Origin of the sequence: Vibrio tritonius (assembly GCF_001547935.1) — a bacterium.
GTDB lineage: Bacteria > Pseudomonadota > Gammaproteobacteria > Enterobacterales > Vibrionaceae > Vibrio > Vibrio tritonius.
The window spans coordinates 1568073-1584245 of the sequence record NZ_AP014635.1; the positions used below are offsets into that span (position 1 = coordinate 1568073).

The 16173-nt window shown below is 42.8% G+C and carries 19 protein-coding genes and 1 tRNA gene; 11 read left to right on the forward strand and 9 right to left on the reverse strand.

Annotated elements, in window-relative coordinates; genetic code table 11:
* Nucleotides 1-7: 7 nt before the first annotated feature.
* A complete protein-coding gene (locus JCM16456_RS07040; protein WP_068713543.1) occupies nucleotides 8-883 on the reverse strand; it encodes an MBL fold metallo-hydrolase in 876 nt (291 codons plus the stop codon).
* Between the two features lie 144 nt (nucleotides 884-1027).
* On the opposite strand from JCM16456_RS07040, the gene JCM16456_RS07045 reads away from it, so the two are divergent.
* The 3 genes from JCM16456_RS07045 to JCM16456_RS07055 all read left to right on the forward strand — a co-directional run bounded on the left by JCM16456_RS07045 (nucleotide 1028) and on the right by JCM16456_RS07055 (nucleotide 2639).
* The gene (locus tag JCM16456_RS07045; protein WP_068713544.1) at nucleotides 1028-1921 is read left to right on the forward strand and encodes a LysR family transcriptional regulator; all 894 of its coding nucleotides are present in this window, start codon (nucleotides 1028-1030) and stop codon (nucleotides 1919-1921) included.
* A 149-nt stretch (nucleotides 1922-2070) separates the two neighbouring features.
* Nucleotides 2071-2382, forward strand: a complete 312-nt coding sequence (locus tag JCM16456_RS07050) for a cupin domain-containing protein (protein WP_068713545.1) — start codon at nucleotides 2071-2073, stop codon at nucleotides 2380-2382.
* A 181-nt stretch (nucleotides 2383-2563) separates the two neighbouring features.
* Nucleotides 2564-2639: transfer RNA gene (locus JCM16456_RS07055), tRNA-Thr, on the forward strand.
* Nucleotides 2640-2759: 120 nt separating this feature from the next.
* Here the strand turns inward: JCM16456_RS07055 and tyrS are convergent.
* Together tyrS and JCM16456_RS07065 are read right to left on the reverse strand one after the other, a co-directional pair.
* A complete protein-coding gene (gene tyrS / locus JCM16456_RS07060; RefSeq protein ID WP_068713546.1) occupies nucleotides 2760-4022 on the reverse strand; it encodes a tyrosine--tRNA ligase in 1263 nt (420 codons plus the stop codon).
* A gap of 81 nt (nucleotides 4023-4103) precedes the next feature.
* Nucleotides 4104-4913 carry a helix-turn-helix transcriptional regulator gene (locus tag JCM16456_RS07065; protein ID WP_068713547.1) on the reverse strand — a complete coding sequence of 270 codons (810 nt, stop codon included), beginning with the start codon at nucleotides 4911-4913 and terminating at the stop codon, nucleotides 4104-4106.
* Between the two features lie 306 nt (nucleotides 4914-5219).
* Here JCM16456_RS07065 and JCM16456_RS07070 point away from each other — a divergent pair, with 306 nt between their 5' ends.
* On the forward strand, nucleotides 5220-6011 hold the full coding sequence (locus tag JCM16456_RS07070) for a class I SAM-dependent methyltransferase (RefSeq protein WP_068713548.1): 792 nt from the start codon (nucleotides 5220-5222) through the stop codon (nucleotides 6009-6011).
* Nucleotides 6012-6087: 76 nt separating this feature from the next.
* Here the strand turns inward: JCM16456_RS07070 and JCM16456_RS07075 are convergent, their stop codons facing one another.
* Nucleotides 6088-7221 (reverse strand): metallophosphoesterase, encoded by a 1134-nt coding sequence (locus JCM16456_RS07075; RefSeq protein WP_068713549.1) that lies wholly within the window; start codon nucleotides 7219-7221, stop codon nucleotides 6088-6090.
* Between the two features lie 229 nt (nucleotides 7222-7450).
* Between JCM16456_RS07075 and JCM16456_RS07080 the strand changes: the two genes are divergently transcribed.
* Entirely contained in the window at nucleotides 7451-8239 is a 789-nt protein-coding gene (locus tag JCM16456_RS07080) for an SDR family NAD(P)-dependent oxidoreductase (protein ID WP_197655214.1), read from the forward strand.
* A 34-nt stretch (nucleotides 8240-8273) separates the two neighbouring features.
* Nucleotides 8274-8657 carry a VOC family protein gene (locus JCM16456_RS07085; RefSeq protein WP_068713550.1) on the forward strand — a complete coding sequence of 128 codons (384 nt, stop codon included), beginning with the start codon at nucleotides 8274-8276 and terminating at the stop codon, nucleotides 8655-8657.
* Nucleotides 8658-8693: 36 nt separating this feature from the next.
* Here the strand turns inward: JCM16456_RS07085 and JCM16456_RS07090 are convergent, their stop codons facing one another.
* Complete coding sequence (locus tag JCM16456_RS07090; protein WP_068713551.1) at nucleotides 8694-9677, reverse strand: zinc-dependent alcohol dehydrogenase family protein; 984 nt, start codon at nucleotides 9675-9677, stop codon at nucleotides 8694-8696.
* Between the two features lie 210 nt (nucleotides 9678-9887).
* On the opposite strand from JCM16456_RS07090, the gene JCM16456_RS07095 reads away from it, so the two are divergent.
* Nucleotides 9888-10268: a hypothetical protein gene (locus tag JCM16456_RS07095; protein WP_068713552.1), complete on the forward strand. Its 381-nt coding sequence runs from the start codon at nucleotides 9888-9890 to the stop codon at nucleotides 10266-10268.
* Between the two features lie 113 nt (nucleotides 10269-10381).
* Here the strand turns inward: JCM16456_RS07095 and JCM16456_RS07100 are convergent, their stop codons facing one another.
* Both JCM16456_RS07100 and JCM16456_RS07105 read right to left on the reverse strand, forming a co-directional pair.
* Nucleotides 10382-11158, reverse strand: coding sequence for a ferredoxin--NADP reductase (locus tag JCM16456_RS07100; protein WP_068713553.1), 777 nt, complete (start codon nucleotides 11156-11158; stop codon nucleotides 10382-10384).
* A 61-nt stretch (nucleotides 11159-11219) separates the two neighbouring features.
* Nucleotides 11220-11771, reverse strand: coding sequence for a class I SAM-dependent methyltransferase (locus tag JCM16456_RS07105; RefSeq protein ID WP_068713554.1), 552 nt, complete (start codon nucleotides 11769-11771; stop codon nucleotides 11220-11222).
* Between the two features lie 503 nt (nucleotides 11772-12274).
* Here JCM16456_RS07105 and JCM16456_RS07110 point away from each other — a divergent pair.
* The 3 genes from JCM16456_RS07110 to JCM16456_RS07125 all read left to right on the forward strand — a co-directional run bounded on the left by JCM16456_RS07110 (nucleotide 12275) and on the right by JCM16456_RS07125 (nucleotide 14854).
* Nucleotides 12275-13804: a DUF1593 domain-containing protein gene (locus JCM16456_RS07110; protein WP_082712239.1), complete on the forward strand. Its 1530-nt coding sequence runs from the start codon at nucleotides 12275-12277 to the stop codon at nucleotides 13802-13804.
* Nucleotides 13805-14220: 416 nt separating this feature from the next.
* A complete protein-coding gene (locus tag JCM16456_RS07120) occupies nucleotides 14221-14553 on the forward strand; it encodes a type II toxin-antitoxin system RelE/ParE family toxin (protein ID WP_068715947.1) in 333 nt (110 codons plus the stop codon).
* Nucleotides 14540-14854, forward strand: coding sequence for a helix-turn-helix domain-containing protein (locus tag JCM16456_RS07125; protein ID WP_068713556.1), 315 nt, complete (start codon nucleotides 14540-14542; stop codon nucleotides 14852-14854). Before JCM16456_RS07120 ends, JCM16456_RS07125 begins: the two co-directional genes overlap by 14 nt.
* 114 nt (nucleotides 14855-14968) lie before the next feature.
* Here the strand turns inward: JCM16456_RS07125 and JCM16456_RS07130 are convergent, their stop codons facing one another.
* Nucleotides 14969-15271, reverse strand: a complete 303-nt coding sequence (locus tag JCM16456_RS07130; protein ID WP_068713557.1) for a type II toxin-antitoxin system RelE/ParE family toxin — start codon at nucleotides 15269-15271, stop codon at nucleotides 14969-14971.
* A gap of 17 nt (nucleotides 15272-15288) precedes the next feature.
* On the reverse strand, nucleotides 15289-15531 hold the full coding sequence (locus JCM16456_RS07135) for a type II toxin-antitoxin system Phd/YefM family antitoxin (RefSeq protein WP_068713558.1): 243 nt from the start codon (nucleotides 15529-15531) through the stop codon (nucleotides 15289-15291).
* Between the two features lie 214 nt (nucleotides 15532-15745).
* Here JCM16456_RS07135 and JCM16456_RS07140 point away from each other — a divergent pair, with 214 nt between their 5' ends.
* Nucleotides 15746-16144 (forward strand): hypothetical protein, encoded by a 399-nt coding sequence (locus tag JCM16456_RS07140; RefSeq protein ID WP_068713559.1) that lies wholly within the window; start codon nucleotides 15746-15748, stop codon nucleotides 16142-16144.
* Nucleotides 16145-16173 lie beyond the last annotated feature (29 nt).

Here is a 16173-nt window from a genome sequence, read left to right on the forward strand (position 1 = left end):
TGTTGTTTTACCACGCCATTTCGCCTGTGTTGACCTTGCTGCTCAGTTCCAAATCACTCTCTCCGGGCAGAGATGGATAAGCCTCTTTCATGATTGAAATGACGTGTTCCGATTTGTTGGTTTTTTGTTTATTAGCCTGACTCAGTGCCGCTTCGAATTGCTTTAAGTATCCAATTGTAAAATCGATCGCTTCCGCTTTTTGAGGAATATCTCCTTGATAGTGGCCAGGAATGACGGTTGTTGGTTTCAGTGATTTCATTTTTTCTAATGACTCAATCCAAGCACTACGAGCTTGTTGAGTTTGCGTATCGGCTGTCCAGACATGCATACCGGATGTTAACGAAACGCCGCCAAACACTGTTTTCAGCTCAGGAATCCAGATGAAAGATTGATAAGTGTTTATGTCTTTTACCTCAATCTGATGCCCCTCGAGTGAGATTGTGGTTTGGGCAGAAGGTTGGGGCACATAGAGTTCGGTTGGTGCATTATCCGCCAAAATTGGTCCCCAATAGGCAAGTTTTGACTCTTTGGTTTTCTGAATATGTTCAACGATGGAAGGACTAGAAACGATTTTAACCGTAGGAAACGCGGCAACTAATGGTTGCAGGCCAAAATAGTAATCAGGATCCCCAGCAGTAATGTAAATCATAGTGAGCGTTTTATGGTTTTTCTTGATCATGTCCACTAGTGATTGACCATCTTTGCTACTGAACTGTGCGTCAAACAAGATCGCCTCTTTTTGTCCGGTAACAAGCGTGGAGGTGACTGGGAAAATGGCATCAGAACTTGGTTTATATTGTTGTAATGTCAAATTCGTAGCCAACGTTTGAGTTGAAAAAACTAGGGCGCTGGCGACCAATGTCGAGGTGATTACTTTTTTCATAGAAGACCTTTATTGATTTTGATTAGATTGAGCATTTGATGTTCTAACTCAACGATTCAAGGCCATTGTATTGGATTAAAATTCGGTTAAATACGCTATAATTCGGCGAATACTATCTCAATAATCGAACAAATAGGATTGATGATGGACAGACTGATGGCGTTGCAGGTGTTTTCTGAAATTGTTGAACAAGGGAGTCTAAGTGGCGCTGCTGACAAACTGGATATGTCACGTGCCAAAGTTTCACGCTATTTAGCTGAGCTGGAATCATGGATGGATGCTCGCTTATTGCATCGAACCACCCGACGCCTTAGTTTAACGACTATTGGGGAAAATACGTTGGAGATAGCGCATCAACTTTTAGGTTCAGTTAACTTACTAAACGAGATAAGAAACCAGAACGTTGAAGAGTTGAAAGGTCAACTCAGGCTGACCACCAGTTTGTCTCTGGTTGATAGTTTTCTTGTTGATGCGGTAGGTAAGTTTGTTGAACAATGGCCACAAACATCCATTGATATTCTGACCACGGACGATGCGGTCAACCTGGTCGAGTCACGTATTGATCTGGCGATTCGAATCACTAATGATCACGAACCGAATGTCATTGCAAAACGAATTGGTGAATGTCGTTCCGTGGTGTGTGCATCTCCTGATTATATCGCTAAAAAAGGCAAGCCTATGGATGTGCAATCACTGGCGAATTTTAACTGTTTAACCTTTGCTTACTATGGGCGTAGTGCCTGGGTTTTTGATGGCCCAAACGGACCTGAATCCGTCACAATATCAGGTTCTGTGAGCTCCAATTTATCTGAGGTGTTGTTGGCTGCGACGTTAAAAGGACAAGGAGTGAGTCTTCAGCCCTTAGCTGTCGTTAAGCCTTTGATTGAGTCGGGCCAATTAGTCACGTTGGTGCCAGAGTGGGACCCCAAAAAGTTAGGGGTGTATATCGTGTATGCGAATCGCAAACAAATTACCCCTCTTCAACGTGGATTTATTGATTTTCTTGCTCAAGAAATGTCCTCTTCAGAGGATTGGTAGCTCCTAATACTCGAAAAGTGATCGGCGTGATTGGAATACTATTCTTATTCAGCGTGATCATGTCTACCGAAGTCGCTTTTTAAAGTTAACAGGGGCTAATTTAATCGTAAAGTTACGAAATGTCTCTATCATTTATCAGGAAGATAAAAATGGAAATCACGAGAAGCAAAAAGTTCACCGCTGATAAAGCATGGGGTGCAAAACTTATCGCCAATATGGATGGGATTACCACACGTCTGCATTGGACCAATGAACCGTATATCTGGCACATCAACGATGGCCAAGAGGTGTTTGTGGTGCTCGATGGTGTGGTGGAAATGTGGTTTAAGGTCGATGGCTTGCCGCAATCAACGCTGCTCGAAGTGGGGGATATCTTTTATGCCAGTGTCGGAACTGAACATGTTGCTCATCCGCAGGGAGAGGTGAGAATTCTGGTGATAGAAAAAGAGGGCAGTGTTTAGCTTACCCTCGATGTTCGTTCGGTACTTTGGTTGACTAAAGGCGTCTTTTTGACCGTTTGTCGAAAAATTCTTCGAATGATTTCATTGAGTTAGCACAAAAATTTTTTGCTTTTAATTAAATTGTTTGATTGCTATGTGGTTTCGCTAGATATAAAATCAGTTTCGTAATCTGAAGCGAGATGCCGACTTAGCTCAGTAGGTAGAGCAACGCATTCGTAATGCGTAGGTCATCAGTTCGACTCTGATAGTCGGCACCATGTTATCTTCTCTTTATGGCTATCCTTTCCAAGTTTGTATCAGTCTCAGTTAAACAATCTCTCACTTTCAATCGGTCGTAGCATCATCTTTTGATGTGAATTCTTAGCAGATGCGCTGTATTACAGAGCTTTTCGCTTAATCAACACAAAATGCTTTTTACCACGTTGCACTAACCAGTAGCGGTCAAATAGGGCAAAACAGGGCAGCACTTCATTTTCGGCTTTAACGCCGTTGACGGCGATGGCATGTTGAGCGATCAACTCGCGAGCGATGCGTTTTGATTGAGCAAGACCACTTTCAATCAGCAGTTCTGGCAAGGGTTGCTCTGCACTTTCAATGCAAGGTAAACCGTCTAGTTCTAATTGCTCCAGTTCCGCTAACGTAAGTTGCTCAACCTGTCCGTCAAAAAGCGCTTGCGTAATGCGCTGCGCGCTTTCTAATCCTTGAGCGCCATGCACAAAACGAGTGACATGCTCTGCCAATATTTGTTGGGCGAGGGGCTTACCACGGTTACTTTTGTCATTTGCTTCAATCTCGGCAATGTCTTCGCAACTTAAGAAGGTGTAGTAGCGCAAGAAGTTGTACACATCGCGATCGTCAGCAGATAACCAGAATTGGTAAAATGCGTAGGGCGACGTTTTGCTTGGATTAAGCCAAACCGCCCCGCTTTCTGTTTTGCCAAATTTTGTGCCGTCGGATTTGGTGATGAGGGGTAAGGTGATACCAAATACTTGCTCGCCACTTTGACGCCTTGTTAAATCAATACCACTTACGATGTTGCCCCATTGGTCATTACCGCCAATTTGAATGCGGCAGCCATAACGTTGATTGAGCTGAGCAAAATCAAACGATTGCAGTAGCGGATAGCTAAATTCGGTAAAGGAGATGCCTTGGTCTGGTCGCTGTAAGCGCTGTTTTACCGATTCGCGATTCATCATGGTATTGACGGAAAAATGTTTGCCTACATGACGAAAAAACGTAATGACATCCATCTCTTGCAGCCATTCGGCATTATTGGCGACAGTGATGGGGCGCTGCCTCTTATCATCCATCAAGTGCTTAATTTGGTTGGTTAAATCCAACGCCCATTGTGCGACAGTGTGTTCGCTATTGAGTTGTCGTTCGACGGCTTTAAAGCTGGGATCGCCAATCATTCCTGTTGCACCGCCGATTAGGGCGATGGCGTGATGCCCAGCGTTTTGAAAGCGTTTTAACATCAGTAAAGGCACTAAATGGCCTATGTGTAAACTGTCGGCTGTGGGATCAAATCCGCAGTAAAGGGTTTGTGGCCCGCTAGTTAACAAGGATTCCAGTTGTGCAAGGTCACTTGCTTGCGCAATCAAACCACGAGCTTGCAGCTCGCTCATCAGTTCTTGAGTCATTTATCTTATCCAGTGAGTTGTCTCTTCTGAATTAAGACTACGTGGAGCAATGCACAAACGACATATCCCTAAAGGGACAGTTTATGATCTTGATAAGGTAATGAGATGATTGAGAAAAAGCTGAAACAATTCACTTAGCGACGCAATATTCAGTTGCGCATAGATGCGTTTACGGTGATTTTTGACCGTCCCTTCCGCGATGTTTAAACGTTTGGCAATCAGTTTCGTATCTAAGCCTTGCACCATCAATCCCGCAATGGTTTGTTCACGATTGGTCAGTAAATCTTGCCCAAATGAACTTAAACCATGCTCAATAAGTTGACGCATTTGCCCTGAATAGGAAGTGACATCCAACAGTGGTTCGGCAAGGCGAAATTCGCTCTGGCGCCAGTGCTGCTGGCAAAGTGCTTGGATAATGGTGAAGTGGCTTTCAAGACGGCGAATAGACTCAGATGAAAACTGTTGTATTTCATCCACATAACCCAAGTAAAAAGCAACCCAACGGTCGGCTTCAATATTGACCAGCATACAGAGTTCATCTTTCCAACCGGTTTGATGATAGAACTGCGCACAGTAGTCTTGGAACAGGAGATTGTTTTGCGCTACCTCTTTAAGGAGGTAGACCCCTTGCTCTTTTTTGGCTCTGAGTTGCGTATAAAACGGGTCATCTTTAAACGATGAGACCAGATAGCGCTGAAACAATAAGTCACGATGATTCTTAATCGAATCATAAAGATAGATTGGTCGCTGATCGCCATTAAACCCCATTACTACCGCACAATCAAAAGGGCAGAGCAGCTCAATAAGATGCATTAAATGGGTTGTGAATGTTGGCGAATTGATGGCACCAATTGCTTCGGCAAGCGGTGTATTTAGTGAAATCTCTGTCATAACCGATGTCAGTCTATCTGAGTGACCCGTATCTTAACGTATGTATCTTATGGGTAGAAGTAGCGGTTTAGTGTTTGCTTTAGGGTGATTGGATATCTGTAAGGCAAACGTGTTGGTAATACGTAGCAAGCCCGTTAGCATTGGCTCGCTCTGCACTTTGATATTTTAATCCTCCAAGTAATGATAAAAACGGTGTAATAGCTTTTCGTTCATTGGCAATCATGATACTAATAAATCTACTCTATTTTATTGAATATAATCATTTATTTTTACGAGCGGTATGTTTTTACGACTAGGGATAGGTTAATGGATGCACTGATAGAACAGTACACTGGGGCGGATGAAGATTCGCGCTTAACTCGTCAATATATTGCTCAAATTGAATTTGATACCACCATGGCGAAGTTAAAACCTTATTTAAAGCCCGGTTGCTACGTGACAGAACTTGGCGCTGCGACGGGTCGTTATTCATTAACGTTTGCCAACATGGGGTTAATGACGACTGCGGTTGAATTGGTGCCGGATCAGGTTCGTATCCTTAAAGAAAAGGCGGCGCAACAGAATCTTGATTTGGCGATTTACCAAGGCGATGCCTGTGACGTGCCATTTATTGACGATCATTCGCAAGACGTATGTGTTATTTTGGGGCCGCTCTATCATTTACAATCCCAAGAGCTACGCGAACAAGCGATCGCCGAAGCTCGTCGTATTTTAAAGCCGGGCGGCATTGTTGCGGTCGCCTATATTTCACGCTTCTTCATTGCTGGCATGTTTACGCAGAAATTTCCTGAATTGGTCACGCCCGATGTTTATAGCAAATTGCTTAATGAAGGAGTGGTGACCAGCTCCGCGGCAGACCGTTTCTTCCAAGTTGGCTATTTCGCTACACCTAAAGAGATGGAAGAGTTAGTCGAAGGGCAGGGGTTTAAACTGGTTAGCCATATCGCTACCGATACGTTTAGTCGTTATATCGCCGATGGCATTAACCCAATGACTCCAGAGCAATACCAAGCTTGGTTTGAATATCACTTACAAACCTGCGATGAACCAACCCTACTTGGTAGCAGTAACCACGGCTTAGTGATTGCTCAGTGTTAAACGAGTTAGTATTTAAACTGATAACAGGCACCCATAAGGGTGCCTCTCCATGTAATCTATTTGAGCCAACTTTCAGTTATTGTTGTTTGCCTTTTAGAGTGAATTCGGTGATTTCCGGGGGAACACCCAATCGAATAGGAAAACCACTCCATAGTGCAGTCCCATTGCTAACGTAGAGTTTCATATCACCTACTTGATACAGTCCGGAAATAAAACCTTGATTGGCGAATTTCGCGATACGATTAAGCCCAACAATCATTCCACCATGTGTATGACCCGATAGCTGTAACGACACGCCGCCAAGTTTGGCTGCTAACGTTGCATCAATGGGCTGATGTTTTAATAAAATGATAGGGACGGAAGGCTTTATTCCTGCGACCGCCGCTGCAATATCAGGCGCGGGTAATTGATACTGCTGAGCAGATTCGTCGGTTACACCCGCGATCACTAAGGATGAGTTGTTTACCATCACGGTCTTATGATGGTTGTTGAGCATCGTTATACCAAGTTTCGCTAGCTGATTCGCCCACGCCATACCATCAAAATAATATTCGTGATTGCCCAGTACGCCATAGATTCCCAGTTTGGAAACCAACCTCTTTAGTGGCTCGATGTCATCGGACCTTGCTTTTACAGTACCATCGATGAAATCTCCGGTAATCAGAATAAGGTCTGGCGAAAGATCATTAACCTTTTTGACCACTTCTGTTACCCAGTCTCGAGGGAATAAGGCACTAATGTGCATATCAGTTAGCTGAACCACTTTTAATCCATTGAGTTGTTTTGGCCAATGATCAAGATAAATATTTACCTGTTTAATGGGAGGCACCTGAGTTGCACGATTAACGCCAAAACCGGCGATCAGAATAGAAACTAAAGCGATAACAAGAGTGAGATAGTTATGATGAATTGCCATAAGGTGAATAGGCTTTCTCATTAAAACCAGTGTTAGTAAAAAGAAGTCTTTAACGAGTGTCATTACTATCATCAAAACAAATGAGCAGAATGCCCAACCGAAAAACATCACCAGCCAGCGAGGCAACTCTGGTGAAAACATATTGCCAAAAAAGACGATGAGCAACAGATGATATTGAGAAATAACAAGCAGTAGTGCCGCGAGTAGCCACTTTAAATGGCGATGAATTTCTAATGGATAAATTAACCGAAAGGCGAGAAAAATAAACCCGAGCAATATGTACACATGAAACATGATTAATGGTTTTACCTTAATTAGATGTCGAACACCATCATAGCGATTTCTTATGGGGCTATCTTTGGTCATTTTTAAACGGTTCGTTGAGCTGTATTCAACGCTTCATATATTTGTTTTCACTACAATTTTATTGAAATAGGAATAGTCTAAAAGGCATGGTTAATTTGTTCACAACGACATTTTGAGGAATTATCTATGTCTATATGGTTTATTACTGGAGCATCTCGTGGTTTTGGAGGCATTACGTCGAGGCGATAAGGTAGTCGCTACGGCACGAAATATTAGCGATCTGGATTATCTTAATAATCAAGAACCAGAAAACCTGTTGGCTTTATCGCTTGATGTAACCGAACCTAAACAAATTGAGTTAGCGGTTCATACCGCTCTCGAAGTGTTTGGTAAAATTGATATTCTTTTTAACAATGCTGGTATTGGTTACTTTGCCGCGGTAGAAGAGAGTGACGATACTGAAGTTAGAAAGTTAATGGAAATTAATGTCTTTGGATTGGCTTCAGTAACTCGTGCGGTACTTCCTCATATGCGATCAAAGAAAAGTGGCCGCATTTTAAACGTTTCGTCTGTGGGTGGCATTCGTGCTTTTGCAGCAGTAGGTTGGTACACAGCTTCAAAATTTGCGGTGGAAGCGCTCTCTGAAGCATTAGCATTAGAAACTGCACCACTTGGAATAAAGGTTATTTTGGTTGAACCGAGCGCATTTGCGACAGATTGGGCGGGCTCATCAGCAGCAGAAGTGACGCCAGAAAATAGGATTGCTGATTACGCTTTGACTGCGGGAGCTCAGCGTGAAGCATTTCGCGCTAATGTCGGTCAAGAGCCTGGCGACCCAGCTAAAGCCGCAGTAGCGATTGTAGATGTTGCGCACGATGTAAATCCCCCTCTACGTCTACCATTAGGTAATTATGCTTATGACGGTATATTGGAAAAATTAGACTCTGTTCGTTTCGATATCGCATTACGAGAAGCAGTGAGTCGCGGTGCTGATCGCGATAAATAAACGAACCAATCAGTTATATATGGAATACACATCAATGAAAATTAAGCAACTTGATCACTTGGTTCTGACCGTTGCGGACATTCCCACTTCAGTTAGGTTTTATCAAACCGTAATGGGCATGGACGTTGTTAAGTTTGGGGAAGGACGTATTGCATTAGTCTTTGGTCAGCAGAAGATCAATTTGCATCAACTGGGTAGTGAATTTGAGCCTAAAGCGCAACATGTTCAGTCGGGAAGCGCCGATCTTTGCTTTATTATTGAAGGTGACCTCGAAAGTGCGATGCAGCATGTTCGTTTACTGAAGGTTGATATCATTGAAGGCCCCGTCGCGCGAACAGGCGCGATGGGGAAGATTTGCTCATTTTACTTTCGTGACCCCGATGGCAATTTGATTGAATGTTCGGTTTATGATTCTTAGCTTGAACTCCTAAATCGGGGCAAAATATCCAATCGATCATGGCGTTAAAATAATTTTGCCATGCAGCGCTATTTCTTTTGATTCTATAAGTGTTATCGCTTTTACCACTTGGTCTAGTGGCATGATGCGATCAATGTCGAGCTGAATTTTATTGGTAATAAAATGTTCTAGCATGGCATAGAAGGTAGTGCGCCGAACTTCGGTGCCTACTTGGTTTTCCCAGTAGCGCAAGAAGAAAGTACTGAACTGAATATTGAATTTTTTGGCATGCTCAAAAAAACGTGGTTCATAGAATTCGAACGACAGTGTGCCGTAGTTAACCAATCTGCCTTGCTGGCTCAATGTGGTCAGTAACTCATAGCCAGCTTTGCCTCCAATCGCATCAAATGCCACGTTGGGTTGCGGTAATCCGAGCTGTTGAATTTGTGCGTTCAAATCGTTCTTCGCGTCAATAACGTAGGCAGAGTCTATTACATAGTTTTCCGGTCTTGTGGTTACCGCAATTAACGTAAAGCCGAGTGAAGCGGATAGCTGGGCGAAAATCTTACCGATAGCCGAAGTGCCTGCATTGATGATCACCACATCCTGTGTTGATAAATGCGCAACCTCTGTTGTGACCACCCAAGCGGTTAGGGCATTGATATACAGCTGGCAGGCGTAACCGTTTTCTAGGTTTTGTGGAAGGCGAAAGAGGTTATCAGGTTTTACATCAATATATTTTTGCCATGTTCCACTGGTGGCAACAAGCACACGTTCGCCTTTTGAAAATAGAGGGCTGTTTGATTCGAGCACATGACCAACAGCTTCAAATCCGGGTACTCGTGGCGGGACGTGGTGGTGGCGATATTGGCCAACCCCGCGAATGGAAAGTAAGTCACTCGGGTTGATATTGGTTGCCTCGACTTGAACTCGAACTTTATCTTCTTGTAACTCGTAGAGTGGCGTAAGATCTAACTCAAGAGATTCATTAGGTAGACCAAAACAGGTTTGTTTTATCCGAGAATTGATTATGTTGTTCATCACTAAACGTTATCAAGAAAAGACCAATAAAGGCGCTAGTATACGCTTTTCGTAAGCCAAATGGGGCTACGTTGGACGAATATGACCGACTCAAGGATCTTTAATCGTCAAACTACTCCAATATATTGCTGATTTTCACTAGGAATGATGTAGTAATTTGCGCCAAAACGCGGATAATCCTCTACTTCAACATCTATAGAAGACATTACCATGGCTGACTTTCAATATTACTTTCATCAACTCCCTTGTTTTAACTGCAAAAAAACGACAGTAAGTACCGATTTAGGTTGGTTAACTGCTGCGATGAAAGAAGACGTTATCGCACAGGTCGCTGCAATGGGCGCACAAGACAAGCTTGAAGCCGATATCGCAGTTAATGTGACGTGCACTAAAGAGGAAGCGCGTGATTACCTACTGCTCAATTTCTATGGTTACTCTGAAGAAGAATTGGCTGACCAAGTGGAAGCTGATGATGAAAAAGAAGTGGCAGACGAAATCGCAGAGTTGCTAGAAGAAGGCAATACAGAACTTGTTTTCGCACATGACATTGCTCTGCAAAGTTGTAATGATTGTGGCGTTGAAGAAGAGTAATTCATCGCATTTATAATCAAAAAGATATCCTAATAACGAAAGGCGTTAGCTAATGAGATTGGCTAGCGCCTTTTTTCATCATCGGCATTGCCGCTGAAAGTATCAGCGCGCCATCACCAATAATTCTCGCTACTGACATGCCCAGGTTTACGCCGTAAATGTTTGGTTAATCCCTTGTCGTTTAGGGCAATTTTGGCGTCTCGTATCATCTCTGGATTACCGCACAGATACACAAAACTCTGATTTGGATTGAATGAAACCGATGCGGCTTTTTCCAGCTCTCCGCTCGCAATTAAAGCCGGAATTCTGCCCGACAAAGCACCTTCAACACGTTCACGAGAAACAATCGGGACGTATTTCAATCTTCCTGCATAACGTTGTAATTGATCTTCGATGTGTTGGCGATACACCAGATCAGGTTGGGTTCGCACTGCGTGTACTAACACTATGGTGTCGAAAGGTAAGCAAGGTCCAGAGAGCATTGAAAGATAAGGGCCAATACCCGTGCCGCTTGAGATAAGCCAGAGCTCTTTAGCGTATTCGGGGATTTCGTCCAAGGTCATAAAGCCTGCGGCTTGTTTCCCCACCCAAACCGTATCGCCAACATGGAGTCGATGCAGTTTGGGCGAAAGCTGCCCATCCTTAACGTGAATGATCAAAAACTCGATTTGACTTTCCGCCGGTTCATTCGTCTCCAGATGAATGTCTGGACTATTTACGATGGAGTACGCTTTTCTTATCCAATCGCCTTGCTCATTTTGCAGTGCCAATTTAGTAAATTGACCAGCTTGAAATGGCGCAACCTCAGCACTAACGGTGATTGAGAACAGAGTGCTCGTCCAGTCATGGCGACCAACGACGGTTCCTTTGACTAAATCGTGCGGGATCATAAAACCTCCGATGCATCAAGACAGTGTTTGATAACCTAATCGTAAGTCTATTAAGACATACTTACTCAGTTTTGCAAAATGTCATCACATAGTGATCTGGGCAGCCTGTTGTGTCCATCGAAGAGACACTAAACCCAGCTTGTTCTACTTCATCCCTTGCCATTTGTGGTGATACTCGCGCGTTATTTCCCTTGTAATCGACAAATACCAGTCGAGCTTGGCAGGAGACTTGCGCACGTAAGTGGTGCAAAAACGTTGGACGATCGGCAATAAATCGATAGGTATTGGCAACAAACACCAAATCGACGCCGAGAGGAATGGATGGATTTGTTGGCGTTGATTGCGTCACCAGCACATTGCTTAACGCCGCATCTGAAAAGCGCTTTTGCATGTAACTCACCATATTCGGCTCACAATCGATCGCGTGAACGGTTTTGGCAAGCCCCGAAAAGAGATTGGAGAAATACCCTGTGCCAGCACCAACATCGGCCACTGTCGTGTTTTTATTCAGGTTGAGACATTGCAAGATGTGAGAGGTTCGTTGCCAATCTTCACGATTGTCCGCATCAAAAATCAAAGTCAGTTTTTCTGGTTCTGCAAAGCTAATTCCCATTTTATCCTCATTCAAAATCAATCAATGGTGAGACAGAGCGCCGCTGTTGGGTGTGAATAATCAACCGTTCTGCGGTCGTGCCATTACGTCTTGTTCTGTTAATTGAGATAGCACAGGGTGTGCCAATTTATAATCTATTGAAAAATAATAAATAATTAATTTTTTGAGTCGGTTTGGTGTTGTTTTGACATGATGAAATTTGGTCATAATGACTAGGTTAGTGTCAATCTAACAAAAGGGAAGAGGGGGGATTACGGTTGGTTAGGAAAAGCATAATCACTTATGAATGATGGTGATTGATTTGCAGCTTTCTGCTTTCACTCAACACCACGGTTTGGTTAAGTTGTGATAACGCTAAATGTTTAATGGAACCGGTTCTATTATGTTAACGCGATAAGAATTCGTTTCTATTTCTGCCAACTGAATTAGTCGAGATTATGTACTTAATCAGTGCAATGGCGAATTCTCCATGTTGCTTATTTCATAACAATAAAGTGAATTCCATGAATCCTACACATCACTATCTAAAACTTGGTCTGCTTTCTGTTTCTATCTGTGGATGTTTGCTGGGCAACCCTGCCGTTGCAAACGTTCAATATCAGACAGTGAACACACCATTACCTCGAACTATCATCACCACAGATCCGGAATTGGACGACTTGAACTCTATGCTTCGAGTGCTGCTCTATGCCAATGAAATTCACATTTCTGGTTTGGTGCTTTCTTCAAGTCAGTTCCATTTTTCAGGGGACAAAGCGCAGGGCATAGAGCCGCATCGTTGGTATGCGCCCAATAGTCCGTCGCATATAGAAATGGCATTGGATGCCTACTCCAAGGCATATGACAATCTAGAACAGCACGATAAAAACTATCCGACACCTAAGTCTCTCAAGGCGTTATACCGCATTGGTAATATCAAAAATGTCGGTGATATGGCGGCAGATACTCCGGGATCAGACTTGATCAAACAAGCGTTATTAGATGACCAAAAAGGCCCTGTATTTTTGCAAGCGTGGGGCGGATTAAACACTATTGCTAGAGCGTTGGCGTCAATTCAACAAGAATACGGTAAATCAGCTGATTGGCCAAAGATATACAAAAAGGTCAGTGAAAAGGCGATCATTACCAGCTTTGGTTTACAGGATGCGACTTATGCTAGCTATCTAAAACCGAACTGGCCCGACATTCAAACCCGCGAAGTCAGCACTAATATTTGGGGGTATTTCGCAAGAAAAACCGTCCTACCAGAAGACAAGATCTATCTCTCCAAAGAGTGGATGCAAAAACACGTATCCAACGTAAAACCGATGGGGTCTGAATATCGCGTCTGGGGTGATGGTAAACAAATGGCCGAAGGGTTTGATAAAGAAGACTATTTTGGTTTGTCCAATCTTACCAAAGAGCAGCTTGAAGCCAAGGGATACATGGTGTGGATGCCACCGCAAGAAAAAGGCAGTTTTGTATCGGAAGGGGATTCATCCAATTTTGCGCTACTCATCAATAATGGTTTAGAGAGTTGGGCTGATCCTCGTTGGGGCGGCTGGGGTGGTCGACAATCCGTTGTCCCAACCGATAAGAACCATTGGAGCAATGCAAGCAGTAAAGATAAGGCGGCAGATGGCTCCTATCCTGATGATTATTCTGCCTCGCGCTGGTGGGGCGATATTCAGCGCGATTTCGCTGCTCGTTTACAGTGGTCAGTAACCTCAAACTACCAAGAGGCCAATCATGCTCCGTCAGTTAAAGTGAAAGAAGGGAATCGTGTCACAGGCGCTGTCGGTGATGAGGTGGTACTGACACCAGTAACCACCGATCCCGATGGCAATTCAGTCACCACGACGCTTTGGCAATACCCAGAAGCGGGAACCTACAATGGTTTAATCGACCTTACCAAAACGGAATCAGGCCACTGGCGCTTTAGAATTCCTAACAACGCGAAACAAGGCGACACCATTCATATTATCGCTCAAGCAAAAGATAATGGCTCTCCAGCGATGACTCATTATCAACGTATTATCGTTACTGTTAACTAGTCGCCAGTTTAAGCTATCGTTTTAAGCTGTCCCCAAAATGCAGGTAATCAGAGAGGTAACCTGCATTTTCTATTTATGGCGAACCACTTGGGCGAGACGAAATTTTTGATTCTGAAACGGCATCAGAATTGACCAATTATATTTTTATTGGTGATGATTTTAGTGGATGGATGTTAGCGTACGATATGTCGCAAGATCCTTACGAGCTTACGTTTTTTGATCACACAGAAAAAAGCGAATTAAGTGAGCAAGAAAGGAATTCTTTGGTTGATTTTCTGAATTCTGAGTTATTCGAAACAATAGCAATTATCAGACAAACTAATCGCTTAGGTTCTTAGTTTGCTGCTGTTGCAAGTGTGAAAGCTCAAATCCCCAACAAGCTTGTCTTCTATACGCAGATAACGTACACTTTGTTTATGAAAAGTGTATTTGTTGAATCGAGTATATTTGAAAAGTACCGAGAGCATTATCTTAACGATGACGAGTATAGGCTTTTTCAAGCGGAACTCATGTCTAATCCCAAGTATGGCGATGTAATCCAAGGTACAGGAGGTTTGCGAAAAATTCGAGTAGCAAGCAAGGGCAAAGGGAAGCGTGGTGGTTCACGCGTTATCTATTACTATCTCGATGAACATCATCGATTCTACTTGCTTACCATTTATGCAAAGAATGAAATGTCGGATTTAACCGCAGATCAAAAGAAACAGTTAAAAGCTTTTATGGAGGCATGGCGCAATGAGCAATCGTGATCTATTTACAGAATTAAGTTCAGCTCTTATTGAAGCTAAAGAGCATTCAGAAGGTAAGTTAACGCTGAAAAATCATCAGTTTAATAATGTTGGTGAATTAGACATTTCACCTGATGAGATAGTTGATATCCGTGAACAATTTAATATGTCACGAGGGGTATTTGCCCGTTTACTTCATACGTCGTCACGTACATTGGAAAACTGGGAACAAGGGCGCAGTACTCCCAATGGGCAAGCAATAACACTTCTAAGATTGGTTCAACGCCACCCTGAAACTCTGACTCATATCGCAGAGCTATAACAAGAGCAAGCATCTGATAAATTAATTGCTTAGGATCGAGTTTACTGCTGTTGCAAGCTTTAGTTTACTTAATCAGCATCATCGCCTCCAAAATGAAAGTCAGAGGCGAGCTCGCTATGAATGCAGATGTTTCTGAGGAAGTTGGGATTGCCCCAGTACTGCAACTATGAGGATAAAGCCATCTTCTTTTGTATAGTAAGCTGTGTGCTTACCCACATGAAAGTAGAAGCCGTTGTGGTAGATGTCATCACAACTTTTCCCTAATTCAGGGTTATCAGCTAAAGTTTGAAAAGCAGTAAGTAAAGCCGCTTTATATTTAGTCCACTGCGTATCTGAAAAATTTTCGACGGTGTAATTTTTAATTTTGAGCAAATGCCCTTGAGCTAGTCGGCTCAATTTATATGATTTTTTCAGCATATCGAGGTAAAGCTAAGTTAAAGAGAATTTAGGAAGTTTTCACCATCAACGATGTTTCCGTTGGCTAAATCTTTTTGTGCAGATTCAAAACAGTGTTTAAGGTAATCAGCTTTCATCGCTTCAAGTTCTTCGAAATCTTGAATGGAAATAACAACAACAGCGTCTTTGCTGTTTTTGCTAATTTTTATGGGTTCACGTTGGGCACTCAAAAGGAGTTCACCGAAGTTTCGTTTGGCGTCATTGGCTGTTAGTGTGCGCATAAGCAGAGCTCCATGTTTGCATATGTTTTAGATTATAACCCGTGGTGCGAATCGGTCAATACGATTAAATCGTGCTATTTGAACGAAAAAGTAAACTAACAAGAAATTGAAATGGATGCATAAAACGTCGGCATTCTTAGTTTCTAGTTACTTGTTATTTTTAAGAATAGTGTTCATGCATCAATGAATGAGACGTTATACATAAGGTTGATTAATGGAAGATAAAGCAAAAATAATTGAATTATTAATGGTTGAGGCGCTAGACCGGATAGTGATGATCGCTCCTTTGGTAAAGGAGGTAGAAGTTCTAGATGGGAATAAGAATGTTCAGCACGTGGGTCGTGCTATTTGTGAATTACACGAAGTGAGAAATGAAATTTATTCTATATACCCTCAACTGAAGCCAGCGATCGCTAAAGAAGTTGAAGAGTTAGGTTATGAGTTGTACGGAGAAAGACAAAAAGAAATCGAAGCTGCCCATCTTGCAGAAGAAGCAGGAGATATCGAAAAAGCCAAGAAATTGTTTCAATCGATTTTAGAAAAATACCAATCAGGTACTTTTAGAATGAAGGCTGAAGCGGGGTTGTATAGGTGCAGCAAAGCAAATTTATAACAAGTATCAGACAAACTAATCGCTTAGTC